At 29.3% G+C, this 5566-nt stretch carries 7 protein-coding genes; all 7 read left to right on the forward strand.

Annotated features, from left to right (window positions below):
• The first annotated feature begins 156 nt into the window (after positions 1–156).
• Complete coding sequence (locus KHW44_RS05845; protein WP_304067102.1) at positions 157–774, forward strand: NfeD family protein; 618 nt, start codon at positions 157–159, stop codon at positions 772–774.
• 1 nt (position 775) lies between these two features.
• On the forward strand, positions 776–1759 hold the full coding sequence (gene floA / locus KHW44_RS05850) for a flotillin-like protein FloA (protein WP_002836436.1): 984 nt from the start codon (positions 776–778) through the stop codon (positions 1757–1759).
• Positions 1759–2172: a hypothetical protein gene (locus KHW44_RS05855; RefSeq protein WP_002836435.1), complete on the forward strand. Its 414-nt coding sequence runs from the start codon at positions 1759–1761 to the stop codon at positions 2170–2172. The genes floA and KHW44_RS05855 overlap by 1 nt, the downstream gene beginning before the upstream one ends.
• Positions 2173–2278: 106 nt before the next feature.
• Positions 2279–2743: a ribosome maturation factor RimP gene (gene rimP, locus KHW44_RS05860; RefSeq protein WP_002836434.1), complete on the forward strand. Its 465-nt coding sequence runs from the start codon at positions 2279–2281 to the stop codon at positions 2741–2743.
• Positions 2744–2752: 9 nt separating this feature from the next.
• The gene (nusA, locus tag KHW44_RS05865; RefSeq protein WP_304067109.1) at positions 2753–4027 is read left to right on the forward strand and encodes a transcription termination factor NusA; all 1275 of its coding nucleotides are present in this window, start codon (positions 2753–2755) and stop codon (positions 4025–4027) included.
• Positions 4028–4052: 25 nt separating this feature from the next.
• Positions 4053–4316, forward strand: a complete 264-nt coding sequence (locus KHW44_RS05870) for an RNase P modulator RnpM (protein ID WP_304067112.1) — start codon at positions 4053–4055, stop codon at positions 4314–4316.
• 18 nt (positions 4317–4334) lie between these two features.
• Positions 4335–5566, forward strand: a 1232-nt coding sequence (locus tag KHW44_RS05875; RefSeq protein WP_304067115.1) for a translation initiation factor IF-2 N-terminal domain-containing protein, incomplete at its 3' end; no start/stop codon positions are given.

The raw sequence follows: 5566 nt of genomic DNA on the forward strand, positions 1-5566 counted from the left end.
GTTTGAACAGAGTGAAAACCAGCGCCTTGAGACGCTGGTTGGTATCACTCGGGCTTATAGCCCTTGAACAAACCACCCGTTTTACGGGTGGTCATGATTGCTTTGTTTAGTGTATAATTGTGTTATAAAGATATTTAGGAGGTGTTATCGTTTTCTATGGATATATTTTCTAATCATATTCTAAGTATGTTTTTTTTAGCAGTAACATTTATTTGTATAACACTGCTTATGTTATCAAACAAGAAGATTAAATACGGTGTACTGACTGCTGTTTTTTCTGTTCTATTTATTTTGTCTTATTATAATCACGGTGATATCAACATAGTAGGGATATTAGTATTTTTAATAGGGCTCTTATTCGTTGGATTAGAACTAATAGTTCCAGGTGGTTTTATTGCTGGAATTGTGGGTGTCTTATCAATGATTGTAGGAATAAGCATGATCATTAATAATCTGTACCTAGCATTTTTAACAGTAGCTATTGCTATAACAATTGATGTTTTGTTTATATTAGTATTTTTAAGTAAAGATTTTGACTCAAGTAAATTCAATAAATTTGTTTTAAAAGAAACTAATTCAAAATCATTTACTCAGTCATCAAAAAAATACTTGAACAAAAAAGGAATTACTATAACACCTTTAAGACCGAGCGGCAAAATCGAAATAGATGGTGATTATATTGACGCTATTACTAGGGGAGATTTTATTCCAAAAGGTTGCGAGGTTGTTGTTAGTGAAATAAAAGATTTTAAAATAATAGTAAGGAGAGTGTAAAATGCCATTTGAAATTCCATTTTTAGTACCTATATTAATAGTTATTTTGCTATTAGTATTCTTTTCGTTAGTTCCTGTAGGTTTATGGGTTACTGCTCAGTTTTCAGGAGTCCACGTCAAAATTTCACAATTAATTGGTATGAGATTACGTAGAGTTATTCCAAAAAACATTATAAATCCACTTATTAAAGCAACAAAAGCAGGATTAAATCTAACTACTAATCAACTTGAAGCACATTATTTAGCAGGTGGGAATGTAAATACTTTAGTAAATGCATTAATCGCCGCTCAAAGAGCAGATATTGAGTTAGAGTTTGAGAGAGCAGCAGCTATTGATTTAGCTGGTAGAAATGTTTTAGAAGCAGTACAAGTTTCTGTTAACCCAAAAGTAATTGAAACTCCAAACATTGCTGCAGTAGCAATGAACGGTATTGAAGTTATAGTTAAAGCAAAAGTTACTGTTAGGGCAAATATTGAAAGATTAATTGGTGGTGCCGGAGAAGAAACTATAATAGCTAGAGTTGGTGAAGGTATTGTAACTACTGTAGGTTCATCAGAATCTCATACATCTGTGCTTGAAAATCCAGATTCAATCTCAAAAACTGTATTGAACAAAGGATTGGATTCAGGAACTGCATTCGAAATACTTTCGATTGATATTGCAGATGTTGATGTAGGAAGAAATATCGGAGCAAAACTACAAACAGATCAAGCAGAAGCTGACAAACGAATTGCTCAAGCTAAAGCAGAAGAAAGAAGAGCTATGGCTGTTGCAAAAGAACAAGAAATGATAGCAGAAGTTCGTTCAATGAGAGCGAAAGTAGTTGAAAGTGAATCAAAGGTTCCTCTAGCTATCGCTAAAGCTTTAGAATCTGGTAATTTGGGAGTCTTGGATTATTATAATATGAAAAATATTATAAGTGATACTGAGATGAGACAAGCTATTTCTGGAAATAGCGAAAAAATTAAAGAGGATGATAAGTAATGTTTTCTTTTCTATCTCTTGTAATTACGATAATAATTGTAAAGTTTTTTGCTAACTATTTTATTCACATGAGTAGTTCAAGACGTTATCAAAAAAACTTTAACCGTAAGAACTATCGTAAGAAAAAGACATTAGAAGATTTAAGAAAAGATAAATCAAATACGAAATTATCTTCTAATAAATCAAACAATTCTCAATACAATCAAAATAATATCGATAATTTTGAGCAAACTAATAATAGAAAAGAAAATCAAAAATTAATTGATAAAGATTTTTTCGAAGAAAAAAACGACGAATTAGAACTTATTAGAGTTGAGATTAATGATGAATTTAAACATAAAGATGAATTAAAAAAAGCTATCATTATTAAAGAAATAATTGATAAGCCTTTGTCTTTAAGAAATAGAAGATAGTTTGATTATTATGATTAATTATGATACAATATGTTTAGAATAAATTGTGGCTAAGAGTGGGAAATCCCACTCTTATTTATTTAAATAATTTACGAAAAGGAGATATATGAATAAGAAATATCTTAGGGAACTTATGAATAATGACCTCAGTCCTTTAATTGAAGATACCGGAATAGACTTTTATGATGTAGAATATTCAAATCAAAATGGAAAAAATATTTTGACTTTTTACATTGAAAAGGACGAAGGTCTAATATCAATTGATGATTGTGAGTTAATAAATAATAGAATAACTGACAAACTAGACGAAATAGATCCTATTTCAGATCCCTATTATTTAGAAATTGCATCAGTAGATATAACTACACCATTCACTAGAGATAAAGATTTCAAAAAAAATTTAGGGAATGTTGTAATAGTAAATTTATATCAAAAATTAGATAGTAAGAAAGAGTTCAAAGGTATTTTAAAAGATTTCAATGATCAAGAAATATCTTTGGAATTAGAAAAAAATCAAATTAAAATTGAAAGGAGTAATATATCATCGATTAAGCTTTCATTATTCGATTGATAGTAATTTATGAACAATGATTTTATAAAGGCTCTTGATGAATTAGAAAAATCAAAAAAAATACCAAGAGAAGTTGTTTTCGATGCTTTAGAAAAAGCATTGATTAAAAGCTATGAGAAAAATTTTGATTATCAAGACCATGAAAACGAAGAAAGTTCTGTAGAAGTTAACATAAATAGAGACAACGGTAAGGTGAATTTATATGCAATCAAAACTGTTGTTGAAAATGTTGAAGACAAAAATACTGAAATAAGTTTAGAAGAAGCTAAGACTATTAAACGTAAATACGATTTAGGTGATAAAGTAAAAATTGAAATAACACCTAAAAACTTCGGAAGAATAGCTGCTCAAACTGCTAGAAATATTGTTATTCAAAAGCTAAAAGATGCAGAACGTGATAATATTTATAACGAATTTATTGACAGAGAAAAAGAAATAATTACTGGAACAGTTCAGCGTGTTGAACGTGGAATTGTTTATATAGATTTGGGTAGAGTAGAAGGTATAATACCAGTTTCAGAACAAATAAAATCTGAAGAATATACTCCTAACAAAAGATTAAAACTTTTTATTAAAGAGGTCAAAAACACTACAAAAGGAGCTCAAATAATATTATCAAGGACAAATAATTCTCTAATAAAAAGATTATTTGAATTAGAAGTTCCGGAAATAAATGATGGAACTGTTGAGATTTTTAGTGTTGCAAGAGAACCTGGCTCAAGAACTAAGATCGCGGTATTCAGTAATGATGAAAATGTTGATCCAGTTGGCTCATGTGTAGGTTTTAGTGGTACCAGAGTTAAGTCTATTGTGGATGAGTTGAATGGGGAAAAACTTGATATTGTTATTTGGTCAAAAGATATTAAGACTTTCATATCTAATAGTTTAAGTCCTTCTGAAGTAATAGCGACATTCATTGATGAAGCTCAAAAAATATGCCGTGTAATTGTTTCAGAAGATCAATTATCTCTAGCTATAGGAAAAGAAGGGCAAAACGCAAGACTTGCAGCTAAGTTAACTAACTGGAAAATAGACATCAAAGGACATAATCAATATTTAGAATCTTATGAAGATGGAAGCTTGTCTGTTGAATTCGATGGAGAAGTAGATTTTCTAGAATCTAATGGTATTGAAGTTAGAGATGAAGATAAAGACAAAGTATTTGATAAAATTAAATATCATGAATCAGATGATATAGAAGAAATTGAAGATATTGAGGATACTGAAGAAGATAATTCTTTCGATTCCGAAAACACTGAAATTGCAGAAGATTCTGAAAATTAAATGTATTTAAGCTTTGGAGTATTAAATGAAAACTAAAAAAATTCCTTTAAGAAAATGTGTTGTTTGTGGTGAAAATAAACCAAAGGAAGAACTAATAAGAGTTGTTTTTAATAAAGATGACGGAGTTTCTGTAGATTTGACAAATAAGAAAAATGGCAGAGGGGCTTATTTATGCAAGGATCTAAAATGTATAAACAAGGCAAAGAAAAACAGAAGACTAAATCAGGTTTTAAAAACAGATGTAGACGCACTTATATATGAGGAGTTAATTAACCATGTAGAAGATTAATCAAAAGGAGGTCTTTGTATGGAAAAGATAAGAGTATACGAATTGGCAAAACAATTAAATGTTTCAACAAAAGACTTAATGAACAAATTAAAAGAGAACAAAATTGAAGTTAAAAGTCACATGTCAACATTAGATAAAGACCAAATATCAAAAGTTAAATCTTTTTATGAAAAACCAAAAAAAGTTCAAAATAATCAAAAGAACAGTAATTTAAAAAAAGAAAATAAACAAGATGTAAATAAAATTTCAAAAGAAAACGTGGAAAGTAAATCACATACTGAAACTAATAAACAAGACAGTAATTCTAAAAAAAGATTTAAACCAAAACATCCAAGAAATAATGATGATGAATCTGTATCTCATTTCGATAAGATAAAACATAAAAACAAATCTGAAATGAATGAAAAACATGATTCTAACGATAAGAAAAAGAATAAGAATTTTAAAAATAACAAAAACAAAAATTCTAACAATAATAAAAATAATAGAAATAACAAGAACAATAGAAATAATAAAAATAATAATCAAAATAAAAAAGAAGAAGTTATCAAGAATGAGCCAAAAGAACCTAAGAAATTTATTATTCAGCCTACAATCACAGTAAAAGATTTATCTGAAAAAATAAGTGTATCTATTAGTGAATTAATAATGAAACTAATGGAATTAGGTATAATGGCTAATCAAAACCAAGAAATTGATTTTGATACTGCAAGTTTAGTAGCTGGCGAATTCAATGTTATAGTTGAACAAGATGAAGTCGAAGATTTTGATGACGATGACGTTTTCAACCTAGATTTTGAAGATAAGGATGAAGATTTAAAAGAAAGACCACCTGTCATCACTGTAATGGGGCACGTTGACCACGGTAAAACATCTATACTTGACAGAATTAGAAATTCTAAAGTAGCTGGCAGGGAAGCCGGAGGAATTACACAACATATTGGTGCGTATACTATTAGAGTTAACGACAAAAAAATAGTATTCTTAGATACACCAGGTCACGAAGCTTTTACAGCAATGAGAAGCAGAGGAGCACAAGTAACAGATGTTTCAATATTGGTAGTTGCTGCAGATGATGGTGTAATGCCTCAAACGGTGGAAGCCATAAATCACTCAAAAGCTGCTGGCGTTCCAATAATTGTAGCTATTAATAAAATAGATAAAGAAAATGCTAATATCGAAAGAGTAAAAACTGAATTAGCTGAAAATGGATTGGTACCTGAAGACTGGGGTGGAGATACAGTTTTAGT

Origin of the sequence: Finegoldia magna, assembly GCF_018371055.1 — a bacterium.
GTDB classification, from domain to species: domain Bacteria; phylum Bacillota; class Clostridia; order Tissierellales; family Peptoniphilaceae; genus Finegoldia; species Finegoldia magna_I.

Coding starts and splice junctions, on each gene's coding strand:
- KHW44_RS05845 (WP_304067102.1), top strand. CDS start 157: ATGGATATATTTTCTAATCATATTCTAAGTATGTTTTTTTTAGCAGTA.
- floA (WP_002836436.1), top strand. CDS start 776: ATGCCATTTGAAATTCCATTTTTAGTACCTATATTAATAGTTATTTTG.
- KHW44_RS05855 (WP_002836435.1), top strand. CDS start 1,759: ATGTTTTCTTTTCTATCTCTTGTAATTACGATAATAATTGTAAAGTTT.
- rimP (WP_002836434.1), top strand. CDS start 2,279: ATGAATAAGAAATATCTTAGGGAACTTATGAATAATGACCTCAGTCCT.
- nusA (WP_304067109.1), top strand. CDS start 2,753: ATGAACAATGATTTTATAAAGGCTCTTGATGAATTAGAAAAATCAAAA.
- KHW44_RS05870 (WP_304067112.1), top strand. CDS start 4,053: ATGAAAACTAAAAAAATTCCTTTAAGAAAATGTGTTGTTTGTGGTGAA.